Raw genomic sequence first — 16,029 nt, 5'->3', positions numbered from 1 at the left:
ATGTGCGCAAAATCGCACATTGGCTTTTTTATGTTATGCTGAAGGTTCACTAACTTAGCCGCATGAAATGAATCGCAGCCCGACAGGGCGGATTCATGGAAATGATTTATTATTTATCAAAAGTGAAACGAGCGGTTGTGATAGGCGCCACTTCCGGCATGGGACTGGAGGTGGCAAAACTCTTGCTCGCTCGCGGTTGGTCACTTGGCGTGGCCGGCCGTCGCGAGGCCGAGCTGGCGCATTTGCAAGCGCTGAATCCGGAACGGGTGACAATACAGATACTCGATATCACACGCGACGACGCACCGGAGCGTTTACATCGGCTGATCGAAGCAATGAGCGGAATGGATTTGTTCTTTCTCTCGTCGGGCGTCGGGCGACAGAACATGACCCTGCAAGAAGATATCGAGTTATGGACGGCGGTGACGAACGTCTCCGGATTTATCCGTATGGTTACAGCGGCCTATCGTTATTTTCGCAACAACGGCGGTGGGCATATCGCTGTCATCAGCTCGATTGCGGGAACGAAAGGATTGGGGAGCGCACCGGCTTATTCGGCCTCCAAACGTTTTCAAAACACCTATATTGACGCTTTGGCACAGTTAACGCATTTACAAAAGGATAACATTATCTTCACGGATATAAGACCCGGATTTGTAGATACGGCCATACTCGACGACCCAAAGAAATACCCGATGCTCATGCGACCGGAAGCTGTGGCCCGACATATCGTCCATACGCTGGAAAAGCGTAAACGCGTCGCCGTCATCGACTGGCGCTACCGTCTTTTGGTCTTCTTCTGGCGACTTGTTCCGCAACGCATCTGGGAACGGTTAAGAATCAGCAACCGTTCGTCAACCGATCAAAGACATACGTAGGCCTCTTCTCTATTTTGATATCCGAGCAAAAAAAAAGCATTTTTTTCTTGCATGTTAAAAAAGACGCCGTATCTTTGCACATGATATGATTATGTGAACAAAAAAATGAAACGATTTTACACTCACAAGTATTATTACTTTTATCTTGGTAGAGATAAAGGCAGGACTTGATGTGTGTAAGAAACGAAAAAAGTACCTTAGGGTATTGCCATTTAGAAAAAGGTCCTGCCATGTGAGTGGCGGGATTTTTTTTTGATGTTGCGAACATGAAGAAAAAAATAAACATAAAGAATGAGAAAAATTGCCATACAGGGAATAGCCGGTTCGTATCATGATGTAGCGGCACATCGATATTTCGAAGACGAGCCGATCGAGTTAGTACCGTGCGAGACCTTTAAGAAGCTTGTGCGAAAAGTCACGTCCGATGAACGGACGGTCGGAATCATGGCGATCGAGAACACGATTGCCGGAAGTCTGTTGCAGAATCACGATCTGATTCGACAGAGCGGGTGCGTGGTGACGGGAGAGTATAAATTACGTATTATGCACTCACTGGCCGCACTTCCGGGGACGAACATGTCCGACCTTACCGAAATCAATTCGCATCCGATCGCCCTGATGCAATGCGATGATTTTCTGGCGACGCTTCCGCATGTCAAGCTCGTCGAGACGGATGATACGGCGGGCAGTGCACGACGGATCGCCGCGGAGCAGATGCACGGTCATGCCGCTATCTGTGCGCGTCGGGCAGCCGATATGTACGGTCTGGAGGTGCTGGCCGAAGGCATCGAGACGAACAAACGCAACTATACGCGCTTTCTGGCCGTGGCCACCCCGCCGATGGCTTCCGAACTCCTTGAAGGAGTGACGAAGAACAAGGCTTCGCTCGTTTTCTCTTTGCCACATACGGCCGGCAGCCTCTCGAAAGTCCTGACGATTCTCTCGTTCTATGATATGAATCTGTCGAAAATACAGTCGTTGCCGATTATCGGGCGCGAATGGGAATATTTGTTTTACGTCAATCTGACGTTCTCGGATTATCCACGCTACAAACAGGCGCTGGATGCGATTATGCCGCTGACGAAGGATTTGAAAATTTTAGGAGAATATGCAGAAGGAAAACAAGGTATATGATGTTATGCCTGCCACGCGTGTGGACAGCGTGCAGGAATATTATTTCTCAAAGAAACTGAAAGAGGTCGCCGCGATGAATGCCGCAGGTATGCGTGTGATCAGCCTCGGCGTGGGAAGCCCCGACCTGCCACCGTCGGACGGGGCGATCGCCACGCTCTGTCGCGAAGCATGCCGCCCGGACGTACACGGTTACCAGCCCTATACAGGCATTCCCGAACTGCGGCACAGCTATGCCGGATGGTATCGGCGATGGTTCGACGTGGAGGCAGATCCGGAAACGGAAATCCTGCCGCTTATCGGCTCGAAGGAAGGGATTCTGCATATCTCTATGGCTTTCCTCAATCCGGGCGACGGTGTGCTCGTGCCTGACCCCGGCTATCCGACATACCGTTCGGTGAGCCGGCTTGTCGGAGCTGATCTGATCCCTTACGAATTACAAGTGTCGAACGGCTGGCAGCCCGACTTCGACACGCTGGAGCAGATCGTGGCCGAGCGGCAAGCCAGCGGCCTCACCCGCATTAAATTGATGTGGACAAACTACCCGAATATGCCGACCGGTGCCGACGGAGACGAGGCTCTGTTCAAACAGCTGATCGCTTTTGGCCGTCGCCACGGAATCGTTATCTGCCATGATAATCCATATAGCTTCATCCTCAACGATCATCCGCGCAGCATCCTGCGCGTAAAAGGAGCCAAAGAAATCGCTATCGAGCTCAACTCGATGAGTAAAGCGCACAACATGCCCGGATGGCGTATGGCCATGCTGGTGTCGAATGCGCAGTTTGTACAATGGATTCTGAAAGTGAAGAGCAACGTCGATTCAGGCCAGTTCCGCCCGATGCAATCGGCCGTAGTCGAAGCGTTGAACGCACCGCCGGCATGGTACGCTGAGATGAACCGCATCTATCGTGGTCGTCGCAAACTGGCCGGACAGATCATGCAGGCGCTGGATTGCACATACGACGAGCAACAGGTTGGTATGTTCCTCTGGGGACGGATAGCCGATAGGGAAATGAGCGGCGAAGCATTGGCGGATCGTGTGCTCCGTGAAGCCAACGTATTTATCACGCCCGGATTTATTTTCGGCAATGCAGGCAAACGCTATGTCCGGCTCTCGCTCTGCTGTAAAGAGGAACAACTGACTGAGGCGCTGGAACGAATCAACAACAGATGGAAACAATAACATAACACACAGATAAACAAAAAAAATAAACTATATGGAAGAATTAAATTTACAATCTATTTTATTACCGGGGATCGAAGACAAGCGTCCGCTCGTGATTTCCGGGCCGTGCAGCGCCGAGACCGAAGAACAGGTCTTGACTACGGCTAAAGGATTAGCTGCGATCGGTATTCGCATCTTTCGCGCAGGCATCTGGAAACCCCGCACCAAACCGGGAGGCTTTGAAGGAGTGGGTACCATTGGACTGCCATGGTTGAAGAGAGTAAAGGAGGAGACAGGCATGTATGTGGCTACCGAGGTGGCCACGAGAGACCATGTTTTTGAAGCCTTAAAGGCTGGAGTCGATGTTTTATGGGTCGGCGCACGGACGGCAGTCAATCCGTTTGCCATGCAGGATGTGGCCGATGCGCTGCGAGGCGTTGACATCCCCGTGCTGGTTAAAAACCCGGTCAATCCCGATCTGGAGCTCTGGATCGGCGCCATCGAACGCCTTTACGGAGCAGGTATCCACCGTATCGGAGCGGTACATCGCGGGTTCAGTTCGTTCGACAAGAAGATGTATCGTAACCTCCCGCTCTGGCATATTGCTATCGAGTTGCGTCGCCGTATGCCAAACCTGCCCATCATTTGCGACCCCAGCCATATCGGCGGTAAACGCGAACTGATTGCATCGCTCTGTCAGCAGGCGATGGACCTGAACTTCGACGGACTGATCATCGAAACGCACTGCAACCCGGACCATGCATGGAGCGATGCGGCACAACAGATTACCCCCGAAGTGCTGGATTATGTGCTGAACCTGCTCGTCATCCGCGAGTCAAACCAAACGACCGAAAACCTGTACGAACTGCGCCGACAAATCGACGGGATCGACGAGAATCTGCTCGAACTGTTGGCCAAACGGATGCGTATCTCCCGGGAGATTGGAGTATATAAGAAAGAACATCGTATGCCGATACTGCAAACACCGCGCTACGGAGAGATTCTGGAGAATCGCACCAAGGCCGGGGTAGCAATGGATCTGAATCCTGATTTCGTGCAGGCTGTCCTGAAAGAAATTCATGAGGAATCGGTACGTCAGCAAATGATTGTCATGAACGAATAGACTGAACAGACAATGAAAATATTGATCTTAGGCGCGGGAAAGATGGGGTCTTTCTTTACCGACCTGCTGAGTTTCGACCATGAGGTGGCCGTACTCGAACAAGACCCGAAGCGGATGCGTTTTATCTACAATGCCCTGCGTATGCAATCGGTCGACGAGATCGACGCGTTTGCCCCCGAGATGGTCATCAACTGCGTCACCCTGACCCACACGCTCGACGCATTCAGAAGCGTATTGCCGCATCTCCGACCCTATTGTATCATCTCCGACATCGCATCGGTGAAAACCAACCTGCTGGAGTTCTACAAAGACTGCGGTTTTCCGTACGTCTCTACCCACCCGATGTTCGGGCCGACCTTTGCGAACCTTGGTAACCTGATGCAGGAGAATGCCATCATCATCTCCGAAGGCGACCATCTTGGCAAAATTTTCTTCAAAGACTTATATGAGAAACTGAAACTGAATATCTTTGAATACACGTTTGAGGAACATGATAAAGTCGTTGCTTACTCGTTGGGGATTCCTTTTGCTTCGACGTTTGTTTTTGTCGCAACGATGGTACATCAGGATGCGCCGGGAACGACTTTCAGACGCCACATGAAGATTGCTCGAGGCGTGCTGTCCGAAGATGATTATCTGCTGACTGAAATCCTGTTTAACCCGCGAACACCCGGACAGATCGACCGTATCCGGCGCGAACTGGACGAATTACAGAAAATCATTGCCGAACGCGATACGGAAGCGATGCGAGGCTATTTGGCGCGTCTCCGCAAAAAAATCGACTAGAGAAAGTCTGCAACCGGAAAAACTTTCTATCTTTATGCGGCTTAACATTATAAAAAAAGATGGCTTCGACAGGAAAAGAAAAATATTGGAAATATTCGCTTGGTATCCTGATCCTGTTATTGGGATGGGTAATTATTAAGGAACTGTGGATGTTTGTAAACGGACTGTTGGGAGCTTTTACCATCTTTGTGATGGTGCGCCGGCAAATGATTTACCTGACGGAAAAGAAAAAGATGAATCATGTGCTGGCCACGATCCTTATTCTGTTCGAAGTGGCAGCTGTCATTACGGTTCCGCTTTATTTTATGATCCGGGCACTGTTGGGAAAGGTACAAAACATCGACATGGATATTTCATCCCTGCAAAAGATGATTGAAAACCTCGAGATTCAACTCCGGCAACGATTCGGCTACGATTTGTTCTCGTCCGAAAACCTGACAACAGCCACGGGCTATATCAGCACCGTTATTCAATACCTTATCAGCCAGATGAGCAGTATGGTTGTGACGGTTGTCGTACTGATCTTCCTCTTGTATTTTATCCTGCTTAATTTCCGGACGATCGAACAGTATTTTTACGAACTGCTGCCATTTAGCCCTGAAAACAGGAAGAATATTACCAGCGAAGTATATGTTATGGTGCGGTCGAATGCTATCGGCATTCCTCTACTCGCTATCATACAAGGTCTCATCGCCTATATCGGATATCTGATATTCGGTGTGCCGAGTGCTTTACTTTTCGGTTTTCTGACATGCTTTTCAACCATCATTCCTATCGTCGGCACCGGCATCGTATGGGTGCCGATCGTGGTATATCTGATGATGGTCGGCGACTGGACGAACGCTATCGGACTGGGAGCTTTCTGCGCCATCATCCTCACGAACATCGACAATGTCATCCGTTTTATCCTTCAGAAAAAACTGGCCGATACACACCCCCTCATCACGGTTTTCGGAGTGATTTTCGGCCTGTCGGTTTTCGGATTCTGGGGAATCATTTTCGGCCCGTTGCTGCTCTCTATCTTTTTCCTGCTTGTCAAAATGTTTAAAACCGAGTATCTGGACAAAGGCAATATGTAATAGCCGCTATTCTTTTACTTGGTTGCTGATAAACTCATTCGTATATTTCAGCAGCTCCGTAAAATGACGGGAAAAGGTCATCGTTTCGGTATGACGGATCGAAATAAATTTTTCGCGTCCGTCCGCCTGACAGGCAATTTGGTAAATCATATCGGCAACAGGCTGATCCGGCTCTTTCTCGAATCCGTATGAGTCATTCATATCAAAAAGTTTACTTTTAGCCAGTAACGATTTAAATCGCGCATATTCCCCGTCGGTCAGTGTCCCTTCCGCATGGTAAGGCTCGTACTGTTCAAAACGGATGTTCTGCTTCTCTACAACGTAATGCCTCTCGCTGTCTATCGATAGTGACAGCCGGTACGTTCGGGTGCTCTCCAGCACATAAGTATAAGAAAAATGCTTCGGCTCGCTTCCTCCGCAACGGATCAACAATACCAGAGTGAGCAGAAGCAAAAAGGTAGTTTTAAAAAATGTTTTCATCTGTTCGTTGTGTTTTGTAATCCTCCCCCCCCTATACAGAACGTCATTATCCGGACAAAGGGGGAAGAAGTAAAAATAGTAAAGAATATAAATGCTTCAGTTTCCGTATCTGCATCCGGCACATCGGGCCAGTTCGCCGCGGAAGCGTTTTTCGACAAGCAGGTGCAGACGGTCTTTTAAGGCGTCGAGACGCACATGATCGATCACATCCGACATAAAAGCGACGCTGAGCATCATCCGCGCCTCTTCGTAAGGAAGACCACGGCTTTGCATGTAGAAGAGCGCCTGTTCATCAAGTTGACCGGTCGTCATGCCATGCGAACATTTCACATCGTCGGCATAAATCTCGAGCTGCGGCTTGCTGTACATACGGGCATCGGAGGTGAGACACATGTTACGGTTCGTCTGGTAAGCCTCTGTTTTCTGCGCGCCTTCATTCACAAATATCCGCCCGCTGAAAACACCTACTGCGCGCTCGTCAAGGACGTTCTTAAACAACTCGTTGCTGGTGCAATGCGGTACAACATGCGTGATATGGGTGTACGTATCCACCTGTTGATCACGATCTTCAATGGCCATTCCGCAAAGCGTCGCTTCCGCTCCTTCGCCGTTCAGACGAATCCGGTAATTATTACGGGTCAGTCCGTTATTCAGCGTGATACCGTTAACCAAGACATTAGACGAAGCAGCCTGTTCGACATAGAGCGACGAAAAACGCGTAGTCGAAGCCGAGCTTTCTTCCAAGTCATAGTAATCGAAGAATGCCCCTTCTTCAGCAAAGATTTCAACCACTTGAGTAGCAAGGAATTTAACATCATCCATGCTATGGTCACAGACGAGCAATCTGGCCGATGCATGCGGCTCTATAATGATCAGCACGCGACGGTTCGCCATCAGGTCGACCGTACTACGGAAGATATTAATCAACTGTACGGGGCGTTCGACGTGGACGCCCCGAGGTACATAAAGCACAAACCCGTCTTGTGCCAGCATCGTATTGAGGGCGCTGACAGCATCGGCCGAAGTATCGGCAGCCTTGCCGTAGTAGCGTGATGCGATCTCGGGGTGAAGCTCGGCAAACGCGTGCATCCCTCCCGCATATACCTCTTCGGACAAGGAAGTCTTCGGTAACGTATCGGTATAAAGCGAATCATTCACTACGAAGTAGAGCGAGGTGCTCATGTTCGGCACATCACAGCGGAACACGTCCGAAGGGTTGGTCGGCACATGCAGACGGGTCAAGTTCAACCCATAGTCAGGCGCAAACGCCTTGGCAACATCGGTATAACGATAGTCTTCATGCAGGGGGGAGGGGAAGCCTGTCCGCTCGAAATCGGCCAAAGCCTGTGTCCGCAAGGCGTTCATAAACGCCGGCGCATAGCGGTGGAGCACATCTTCGTGCTGCGTAAAAAAATCCATGTATTGTTTTTCCGGATGCATCGCATCCTTGTCCGATATATGCAAACTATTCATCTTTCGCCGTTAATCGTTCGTTTTCAACCAATCGTAGCCTTTCTTCTCCAAATCAAGAGCCAGTTCGGCACCGGCAGTTTTCACCATACGTCCTTCGTAGAGGACATGCACGACATCGGGCTTGATATAATCGAGCAGACGCTGATAGTGAGTAATGATTATCGACGCATTATCGGGCGATTTGAGTTTGTTTACCCCGTTAGCCACAACGCGCAATGCATCGATATCGAGGCCGCTATCCGTCTCGTCCAGAATAGCCAATGTCGGATTGAGCATGGCCATCTGAAAAATCTCGTTGCGTTTCTTCTCTCCCCCGGAAAAGCCTTCATTGACACTACGGCTCATCAACTTATTATTGAGCTCCACAATCTCGCGTTTCTCACGCATCATCTTCAGAAAATCCGAGGCCGAAACCGGCTCTTCATTTCGATATTCACGCTGTGCATTGACCGCAGCCCGCATGAAATTGACCATGCTGACCCCCGGAATCTCTACCGGATACTGGAAGCTGAGGAATATCCCCTCGCAGCTCCGCTCTTCGGGCGAGAGCTCCAACAGGTCTTTGCCCTTATACCTCACCGTTCCTTTTGTCACCGTAAACACCGGATTACCGACGAGCACACTGCTGAGCGTGCTTTTACCGGAACCGTTCGGCCCCATAATCGCATGTATTTCACCTTTCCTGACGGTCAGGTTAAGTCCCCTGAGAATCTCTTTACCGTCAACCTCTGCATGTAAATCTTTTATCTCTAACAAGATTTCTCCCATAATTCAATCTTAATCCCAGAATAACATGTCTAATAATAATATAACAAACTTTCCCCGTCCCGTTCCGAAAAACGGAACGGAAGATATACGTATCATCCCACACTTCCTTCCAACGAGATCGCCAACAACTTCTGCGCTTCTACCGCAAACTCCATCGGCAGCTTGTTCATCACCTCACGAGCATATCCGCCGACAATTAAGCTTACGGCTTTCTCGGTATCGATACCACGCTGGTTACAATAGAACAGCTGTTCTTCATTGACTTTCGAAGTCGTTGCTTCATGCTCTACAACAGCCGTTTCATTTTGGATATCGACATAAGGATACGTATGCGCGCCACAGGTAGAGCTGAGTAACAAGCTGTCGCACTGACTGTGATTACGTGCTCCCTCGGCACGAGCGGCGACTTTCACCATACCCCGGTAACTGTTCTGACTGTGACCGGCCGAGATTCCTTTCGATACGATCGTGCTGCGGGTGTTTCGCCCCAAGTGGATCATCTTCGTACCCGTGTCGGCCTGTTGGTGATTATTCGTCACCGCAACGGAATAAAACTCTCCCACCGAGTAATCGCCGGCCAGAATACACGACGGATATTTCCACGTAATGGCCGAACCCGTTTCTACCTGCGTCCACGAGATTTTACTGCCTTCACCTTTGCAGATGCCCCGCTTAGTCACGAAATTATAAATCCCACCGTTGCCGTTCTTATCGCCCGGATACCAGTTCTGCACCGTCGAATATTTTACTTCGGCACGTCTGTGAGCAACGATCTCCACAATGGCTGCATGCAGCTGGTTCTCGTCACGCATCGGTGCGGTACATCCTTCAAGGTAACTGACATACGACTCGTCATCGGCTACGATCAGGGTTCGTTCAAACTGCCCCGTGTTAGCGGCATTGATTCGAAAATACGTGCTCAACTCCATCGGGCAGCGCACGCCTTTGGGGATATACACGAACGATCCGTCGGAAAAGACGGCGGAGTTCAGTGCCGCAAAGAAGTTGTCGCGATAACCCACGACACTTCCCATATATTGCTTGACCAAATCCGGATGATGCTTTACCGCTTCGCTGAATGAACAGAAGATGATGCCTTTCTCAGCCAACGTTTCTTTAAACGTCGTTTTCACCGAGACGCTGTCCATCACGGCATCGACCGCCATCCCACTCAGGACCTTCTGCTCATGAAGGGGGATGCCGAGTTTGTCGAACGTCTTTAACAGCTCAGGATCAACCTCATCGAGGCTCTTCGGCCCTACTTTGGCCTTCGGCGCTGCATAATAAATAATATCCTGATAGTCGATCGGCGGAATCTTCAGATGAGCCCATGCAGGCATCTCTAAGGTCTGCCAGTGACGTAACGCCTTGAGGCGGAAATCAAGCAGCCATTCCGGCTCTTCTTTTTTGGCGGAAATCATGCGCACCACTTCCTCGTTTAATCCGCGATGCAACATATCGGTCTCGATCTCTGTCGTAAAACCGTATTTATATTCGCTACCGGTTATTTCATCTAAGATCGGGGCTGTATTTTTTTTTGTTGTATCCATGTTAATTTTTCCTCCTTACAAATAAATCGGCCGGACAGATTGCCGGCACAACTTCTTTTACATAATCATATAAACGGGATTCTACCTTCGTTTGTGGTGTGAGAATCACGGAACGACGATCTATGCCTTCCAACAGATTCAGTGTCAGACTAGCGATAAACAAAGCGACAACAGCCCCAAAGACAGCGCCAGCCAAATGATTGACCAAGCTCAGGGGCGTCGCATCCATGACCTTATGTACCCAGCCTCCGACCAGTGTAACCACCATAAGAATGCACACGAATGCGATCACATAGCTAACGACAGCCACCGTATTTTCCGGGAACCAACCGGTCTGTAAAATATATTCGCGGATGAACACGGCGACCTTTGCACACAAGTAGATCGCAGCAAGCAACGCAAGTAATGCTACCATCTGACGGATAAATCCGTCAATCCACCCTTTCAAAAAACCGGTTCCGACAAGGCAGATAATGACAATATCCAACCAGTTCCAGTTCATCCGCCAAAAACACTATAATGTTTTCTTTATCTCAATCTCATCGAACGGTTCAATCATATCGCCCACCTGAACATCGTTGTAATTATTGACAAAAATACCGCATTCCTGTCCGGTCACGACCTCCTTCACCTCGTCTTTGAAACGTTTCAGCGAGCTAAGTTCGCCCGTATGAATCACAATACCGTCACGAATGACACGTACTTTGTTCGTACGTTTGATCTTGCCTTCTTTCACGATACAGCCGGCCACCGTACCCACCTTTGAGATATTGAAGACCTGCTGTACTTCCACATTCCCACAGATTTCTTCCTTGATCTCCGGCGAAAGCATACCTTCCATCGCAGATTTCACTTCTTCGATCGCATCGTAGATAATCGAGTACAAACGAATCTCCACGCCTTCTTTGTCGGCCAGTTTACGTGCCGATGCCGCCGGACGCACCTGGAAACCGATGATGATGGCATCTGACGAAACCGACAATTCCACATCCGATTCCGAAATCTGACCAACGGCTTTATGAATCACATTGACCCGAATTTCTTCCGTCGAAAGATTGATCAAAGAGTCAGACAAGGCTTCGACCGAACCGTCCACATCGCCCTTGACAATGAGGTTGAGCTCATGGAAGTCGCCAAGTGCGCGACGGCGTCCCAACTCTTCGAGCCCGAAACGTTTCTGCGTACGCAGCCCCAACTCGCGCTGCAATTGTTCGCGACGACCGGCAATCTCACGTGCTTCCTGTTCCGTTTCAAGAACATTCAGGGTATCGCCGGCCTGAGGCGCACCGTCCAATCCGAGAATCAACACCGGCTCCGACGGCCCTGCGCTTTCGACACGCTGATTGCGTTCGTTAAACATCGCCTTAAGACGCCCGTAGTGCGTACCGGCCAATATGACATCCCCCTGCCGTAACGTTCCGTTGCTCACTAACACCGTCGCCATATAACCACGTCCCTTATCAAGCGACGATTCGATGACGGAAGCCGTTGCACGCTTCTTTGGGTTGGCTTTCAGTTCGAGCAAGTCGGCTTCGAGCAATACTTTTTCAAGCAATTCCGGTACACCTATCCCCTTTTTGGCCGAGATTTCCTGACTTTGATACTTCCCGCCCCAGTCTTCCACCAGATAATTCATCTGTGAAAGTTCTTCTTTGATTTTGTCCGGATTTGCTCCGGGCTTATCAATCTTGTTAATGGCAAAAACGATCGGCACTCCTGCCGCAGAAGCGTGATGGATCGCCTCGACCGTCTGTGGCATGACGCTATCGTCTGCCGCCACAATGATGATCGCAATATCCGTCACCTTGGCACCGCGAGCACGCATGGCCGTAAAGGCTTCGTGACCGGGAGTATCTAAGAATGTGATATGTCGGCCATCGGACAACGTCACATTGTATGCACCGATATGCTGTGTAATTCCGCCTGCTTCACCGGCAATCACATTGGCATTCCGGATATTGTCAAGCAAAGATGTTTTTCCGTGATCCACGTGCCCCATCACTGTCACAATCGGCGGACGTGCCCCCCAATCTTCCGGATTATCTTCCTCTTCTTTAATCGCTTCGGACACTTCGGCACTTACATATTCCGTCTTGAAACCGAACTCCTCTGCCACGATGTTAATCGTCTCGGCGTCGAGACGCTGATTAATCGACACCATCATGCCAATGCTCATACAAGTGGAGATCACTTCCGCGACAGAGATATCCATCATGTTTGCCAGATCATTAGCCGTCACAAACTCGGTCAGTTTTAAAACACGGCTCTCCTTGGCTTCCTCAAGCTGCAATTCCTGTTCACGGTGTGCTACGGCATCGCGTTTCTCACGACGATATTTGGCCCCTTTGCTCTTTCCGCCTTTGCTTGTGAGGCGGGCCAGCGTTTCCTTCACCTGCTTCTGTACGTCTTCCTCACTGATCTCGGTACGAACCGGCTTCTTCAAACGTTTTCCTCCGTGATCATGACTGCGCCCGCGATCATCGCGACGACTGTTCGTACCCACCGTCGCATTGATATCGATCTTATCTTTCTTGATCCGTTTACGCTTCTTTTTTCCGCCCTCACCGGTCGATGCCACAGGGGCTGTCGAACTTACATTGCCGGCTCCGGATTTCTGCTTATGGTCCGCCGGCGTCTGCTGTTTGCGTTTCTCTTCGCGCTCTTTTCTACGCTCTTCTTTGCTCTTTTTCTTAGGACGCATCGACTGGTTGATGGACGACAAATCTATTTTGCCCGTTACTTTAATCGCCGACTCCAATTTCGGCTGTCCCAAGCGGAAGATTTCCTCCTCCGGCCTCGGAACCGACTTGCTTTCCGGTGATTGCTCCGACAACGTTTCGACCGTTTTCTCTTCAGCTTCAGTCATTCCTGCCGGCTCTTCCTTTTTGTTTGCCACAGATCCTCCTGCGACAGGACGTTCCGACGTCTGCACCTCTTGCGCTTCGACAGGCGGTGCGGGCGGTGGTATGACTTTCGACTCCGGAGCTTGTGTCGATTCCGGTTGCTGTACTTTTTCGATCTTGTTCGCCTCTTCTACTTCTTCTGCAGGAGTAGCAAAAGACACGTTTTTTTCCTTTTTCGCCTCTTTTTTTGTCCGCTTCGTACCCTCTTTCTTCGGTTTACCGACACCCGCAAGGTCAATCTTACCCTTCGTAACAAACTTAGGTTTGATCTCGTCAGGAACCTCCGTTTTAATCACCTCCGGCGTTTTTTTCGGTTTTTCTTCCTTTTCTTTACCCTTTGGGAGAGCTTCCTTTACCGACGCTTTCGGAGCCGTTTTTTCAAGCAGACGGCGACGTTCGGCCTCCGACAGGTTCTTTCCGAATTCTTTAACCAGCAATGCATACTGATCATCCTGAATCCGAACATTGGGATTGTTATCAATTTCACATCCTTTTCCGTGCAGGAAATCGACCACCGTCTGAAGACCGACATTCAAGTCTTTGAGTACTTTGTTTAATTTAACAGGCATATATTTCTTCTTGTATGGATCTCGTATGTTATTCCTTCTCTTCTTGTTCTTCTTCACTTTCCGTGTCCTGCTCCTTCGGCAGGAACTCCGGTACGTCTTCCGGAGCATACGGCTCCTCCTCTTCGAAAGGCTCAAAATCCGGCTCGAACGGTTCCTCTTCTTCGTCTTCAAATTCGGCTGACAGAATACTCAATACTTCATCGACCGTTTGCTCTTCCAAATCGGCACGTTCCATAATCTCTTCACGCGACAGTGCGAGTACGGCCTTAGCCGTATTACAACCGATATTCTTCAGCGTATCAATCACCCACATATCGACCTCATCAGCAAATTCGTCCAGATAAATATCTTCTTCGTCAGCGGCATCGATATCGCGGAACACGTCGATCGTATAGTCCGTCAACATACTGGCTAACTTGATATTCAATCCGTTTTTACCGATGGCGAGGGAAACTTCTTCGGGACGCAAAAAAACTTCCGCCTTATGCTCTTCCTCATCCACACGGATCGACGATATCTTGGCCGGGCTCAAAGCGCGCTGAATAAACAACGACGTGTTACTCGTATAGTTGATCACATCGATATTCTCGTTTCGAAGTTCCCGCACGATTCCGCGGATGCGCGATCCTTTCATCCCGACGCACGCTCCGACAGGGTCTATCCGTTCGTCATACGATTCAACGGCAATTTTGGCCCGCTCGCCCGGAATACGTGCAATGGCTTTGATGGTGATAAGACCATCGTTGATTTCAGGCACTTCAAGCTCAAAGAGACGTTGTAAGAAGACTTTATCCGTTCGTGAGAGATAAATCTTCGTATTGTTATTATCATTCTCTACCCGCTGCACAATGGCGCGCACCGATTCTCCCTTGCGATAAAAATCGCTTGGAATCTGCTCTGCCTTAGCCAACAACAATTCATTCCCTTCGTCATCCAACAGCAAAACTTCTTTTTTCCAGACCTGATAAACATCGGCCGTTACGATCGAGCCGATCAAATCTCTATATTTGGCGTACAAATTATCTTTTTGCAACTCCAAGATTTTCGAAGAAAGCGTCTGGCGTAAATTCAAAATGGCACGACGTCCGAAGTCCGCAAAATGTACTTCGTCCGTCACTTCTTCGCCCACTTCACAGTCGGCATCGATCTTTTGCGCTTCACTTAATGCAACTTCCAGATTCGGGTCTTCCACATGACCGTCTTCCACGACCATCCGGTTTCGCCAGATTTCAAAATCACCTTTTTCCGGATTGATGATCACATCGTAGTTTTCATCCGTCCCGAACATCTTGGCGATCACATTGCGGAATGATTCTTCCAGCACGTTGATCATCGTATCTTTATCTATGCTCTTCAACTCCTTAAATTCCTGCAACGTATCAATCATACTGACTGTTTCTTGTCTTCTCGCCATAAAATTTCCTATTTGAATCTGATTATATTTTTCGTATATTTTATCTCGTCATAAAGGTAGCTCTCATCCGTACAAACCGTTACTTTGCGTTTGGCGCCCTCCGGTTTCACCGGCCGGCCGACCGTAACGACAAACCCTGTGTCATCAGCCGACTTCAAGCACCCGGACAGCTTTTCACCGCTCTTCAACAACACCTCAACCTCATTCCCTATATTTTTCAAATACTGACGAAGTGTCTTAAAAGGTGACGTCAGTCCGGTCGAGGTCACTTCCAACTCATAATCTTCAACATCTCTGTCCAGACCCGCTTCAATATAACGGCTTAGCGCCACACAATCCTCTATACCGACAGCCTGATCGTGATCGATTTCCACCACGATAAGATTATCCGGAGCAACGGTTACATCAACCAGATAACACTCCGAATCTGCCAAATACGCCTCGGCCAAACCGGCCACCATTTTCGCTTCAATCATCTCTATAATAGAAAGATGGGGACTACTCGCCCCCATCCCCTTTTTACTTTAGCCGGGTGCAAATATACAATAAATCAGCCTTTTTACCAAGAAAAAAAGCACAAATTTATTGCTTTACTTTTCAAAACAACTAAAACAAACTAATAATCAATAAAATAAAATATCGACTCGTTTTTTCATCGCTTCTTTTTTGTAATGTCTTATCCTTTTTGTATCTTGCGCAGCACAAAA

Annotated in this window: 14 protein-coding genes; 6 read left to right on the top strand and 8 right to left on the bottom strand. The window is 49.2% G+C overall.

What is annotated here, in order from left to right; all coding sequences use genetic code 11:
* Positions 1-122: 122 nt before the first annotated feature.
* From Tanf_RS03500 to Tanf_RS03475, 6 genes are all read left to right on the top strand, one after another.
* On the top strand, positions 123-878 hold the full coding sequence (locus tag Tanf_RS03500) for an SDR family NAD(P)-dependent oxidoreductase (protein ID WP_046825091.1): 756 nt from the start codon (positions 123-125) through the stop codon (positions 876-878).
* Positions 879-1,169: 291 nt separating this feature from the next.
* Positions 1,170-2,012 carry a prephenate dehydratase gene (locus tag Tanf_RS03495; protein ID WP_046824931.1) on the top strand — a complete coding sequence of 281 codons (843 nt, stop codon included), beginning with the start codon at positions 1,170-1,172 and terminating at the stop codon, positions 2,010-2,012.
* Positions 1,987-3,195 (top strand): pyridoxal phosphate-dependent aminotransferase, encoded by a 1,209-nt coding sequence (locus Tanf_RS03490; protein WP_046824930.1) that lies wholly within the window; start codon positions 1,987-1,989, stop codon positions 3,193-3,195. Before Tanf_RS03495 ends, Tanf_RS03490 begins: the two co-directional genes overlap by 26 nt.
* Before the next feature lie 34 nt (positions 3,196-3,229).
* Entirely contained in the window at positions 3,230-4,300 is a 1,071-nt protein-coding gene (locus Tanf_RS03485; protein ID WP_014225024.1) for a bifunctional 3-deoxy-7-phosphoheptulonate synthase/chorismate mutase type II, read from the top strand.
* Positions 4,301-4,312: 12 nt separating this feature from the next.
* The gene (locus Tanf_RS03480; RefSeq protein ID WP_046824929.1) at positions 4,313-5,086 is read left to right on the top strand and encodes a prephenate dehydrogenase; all 774 of its coding nucleotides are present in this window, start codon (positions 4,313-4,315) and stop codon (positions 5,084-5,086) included.
* 59 nt (positions 5,087-5,145) lie between these two features.
* Positions 5,146-6,165 (top strand): AI-2E family transporter, encoded by a 1,020-nt coding sequence (locus Tanf_RS03475; RefSeq protein ID WP_041590768.1) that lies wholly within the window; start codon positions 5,146-5,148, stop codon positions 6,163-6,165.
* Between the two features lie 6 nt (positions 6,166-6,171).
* Here Tanf_RS03475 and Tanf_RS03470 read toward each other — a convergent pair whose 3' ends face one another.
* The 8 genes from Tanf_RS03470 to rimP form a co-directional block, all read right to left on the bottom strand.
* Positions 6,172-6,645 (bottom strand): hypothetical protein, encoded by a 474-nt coding sequence (locus tag Tanf_RS03470; RefSeq protein WP_014225021.1) that lies wholly within the window; start codon positions 6,643-6,645, stop codon positions 6,172-6,174.
* A gap of 96 nt (positions 6,646-6,741) precedes the next feature.
* Entirely contained in the window at positions 6,742-8,085 is a 1,344-nt protein-coding gene (gene sufD / locus Tanf_RS03465) for a Fe-S cluster assembly protein SufD (protein ID WP_041590766.1), read from the bottom strand.
* Positions 8,086-8,127: 42 nt separating this feature from the next.
* Positions 8,128-8,874 (bottom strand): Fe-S cluster assembly ATPase SufC, encoded by a 747-nt coding sequence (gene sufC / locus Tanf_RS03460; protein WP_041591198.1) that lies wholly within the window; start codon positions 8,872-8,874, stop codon positions 8,128-8,130.
* Between the two features lie 104 nt (positions 8,875-8,978).
* The gene (gene sufB / locus Tanf_RS03455) at positions 8,979-10,436 is read right to left on the bottom strand and encodes a Fe-S cluster assembly protein SufB (RefSeq protein ID WP_046824928.1); all 1,458 of its coding nucleotides are present in this window, start codon (positions 10,434-10,436) and stop codon (positions 8,979-8,981) included.
* A gap of 1 nt (position 10,437) precedes the next feature.
* Entirely contained in the window at positions 10,438-10,938 is a 501-nt protein-coding gene (locus Tanf_RS03450) for a CvpA family protein (RefSeq protein ID WP_046824927.1), read from the bottom strand.
* Positions 10,939-10,950: 12 nt separating this feature from the next.
* Positions 10,951-13,908 (bottom strand): translation initiation factor IF-2, encoded by a 2,958-nt coding sequence (gene infB / locus Tanf_RS03445; protein ID WP_014225016.1) that lies wholly within the window; start codon positions 13,906-13,908, stop codon positions 10,951-10,953.
* Between the two features lie 28 nt (positions 13,909-13,936).
* A complete protein-coding gene (nusA, locus tag Tanf_RS03440; RefSeq protein ID WP_041590765.1) occupies positions 13,937-15,322 on the bottom strand; it encodes a transcription termination factor NusA in 1,386 nt (461 codons plus the stop codon).
* A gap of 8 nt (positions 15,323-15,330) precedes the next feature.
* Positions 15,331-15,798: a ribosome assembly cofactor RimP gene (gene rimP, locus Tanf_RS03435; protein ID WP_041590764.1), complete on the bottom strand. Its 468-nt coding sequence runs from the start codon at positions 15,796-15,798 to the stop codon at positions 15,331-15,333.
* Positions 15,799-16,029: the final 231 nt, after the last annotated feature.

Source organism: Tannerella forsythia, from assembly GCF_001006485.1.
Classification (GTDB): domain Bacteria; phylum Bacteroidota; class Bacteroidia; order Bacteroidales; family Tannerellaceae; genus Tannerella; species Tannerella forsythia.
Note: the sequence above shows the minus strand (reverse complement) of the source record. Positions and strands in the feature narration are given on the sequence as shown.

Excerpts from the sequence above, each read along its gene's own strand:
- Tanf_RS03495 (WP_046824931.1), top strand. The coding sequence starts at position 1,170 with ATGAGAAAAATTGCCATACAGGGAATAGCCGGTTCGTATCATGATGTA.
- Tanf_RS03490 (WP_046824930.1), top strand. The coding sequence starts at position 1,987 with ATGCAGAAGGAAAACAAGGTATATGATGTTATGCCTGCCACGCGTGTG.
- Tanf_RS03485 (WP_014225024.1), top strand. The coding sequence starts at position 3,230 with ATGGAAGAATTAAATTTACAATCTATTTTATTACCGGGGATCGAAGAC.
- Tanf_RS03480 (WP_046824929.1), top strand. The coding sequence starts at position 4,313 with ATGAAAATATTGATCTTAGGCGCGGGAAAGATGGGGTCTTTCTTTACC.
- Tanf_RS03475 (WP_041590768.1), top strand. The coding sequence starts at position 5,146 with ATGGCTTCGACAGGAAAAGAAAAATATTGGAAATATTCGCTTGGTATC.
- Tanf_RS03470 (WP_014225021.1), bottom strand. The coding sequence starts at position 6,645 with ATGAAAACATTTTTTAAAACTACCTTTTTGCTTCTGCTCACTCTGGTA.
- sufD (WP_041590766.1), bottom strand. The coding sequence starts at position 8,085 with ATGCATCCGGAAAAACAATACATGGATTTTTTTACGCAGCACGAAGAT.
- sufB (WP_046824928.1), bottom strand. The coding sequence starts at position 10,436 with ATGGATACAACAAAAAAAAATACAGCCCCGATCTTAGATGAAATAACC.
- Tanf_RS03450 (WP_046824927.1), bottom strand. The coding sequence starts at position 10,938 with ATGAACTGGAACTGGTTGGATATTGTCATTATCTGCCTTGTCGGAACC.
- infB (WP_014225016.1), bottom strand. The coding sequence starts at position 13,908 with ATGCCTGTTAAATTAAACAAAGTACTCAAAGACTTGAATGTCGGTCTT.
- nusA (WP_041590765.1), bottom strand. The coding sequence starts at position 15,322 with ATGGCGAGAAGACAAGAAACAGTCAGTATGATTGATACGTTGCAGGAA.
- rimP (WP_041590764.1), bottom strand. The coding sequence starts at position 15,798 with ATGATTGAAGCGAAAATGGTGGCCGGTTTGGCCGAGGCGTATTTGGCA.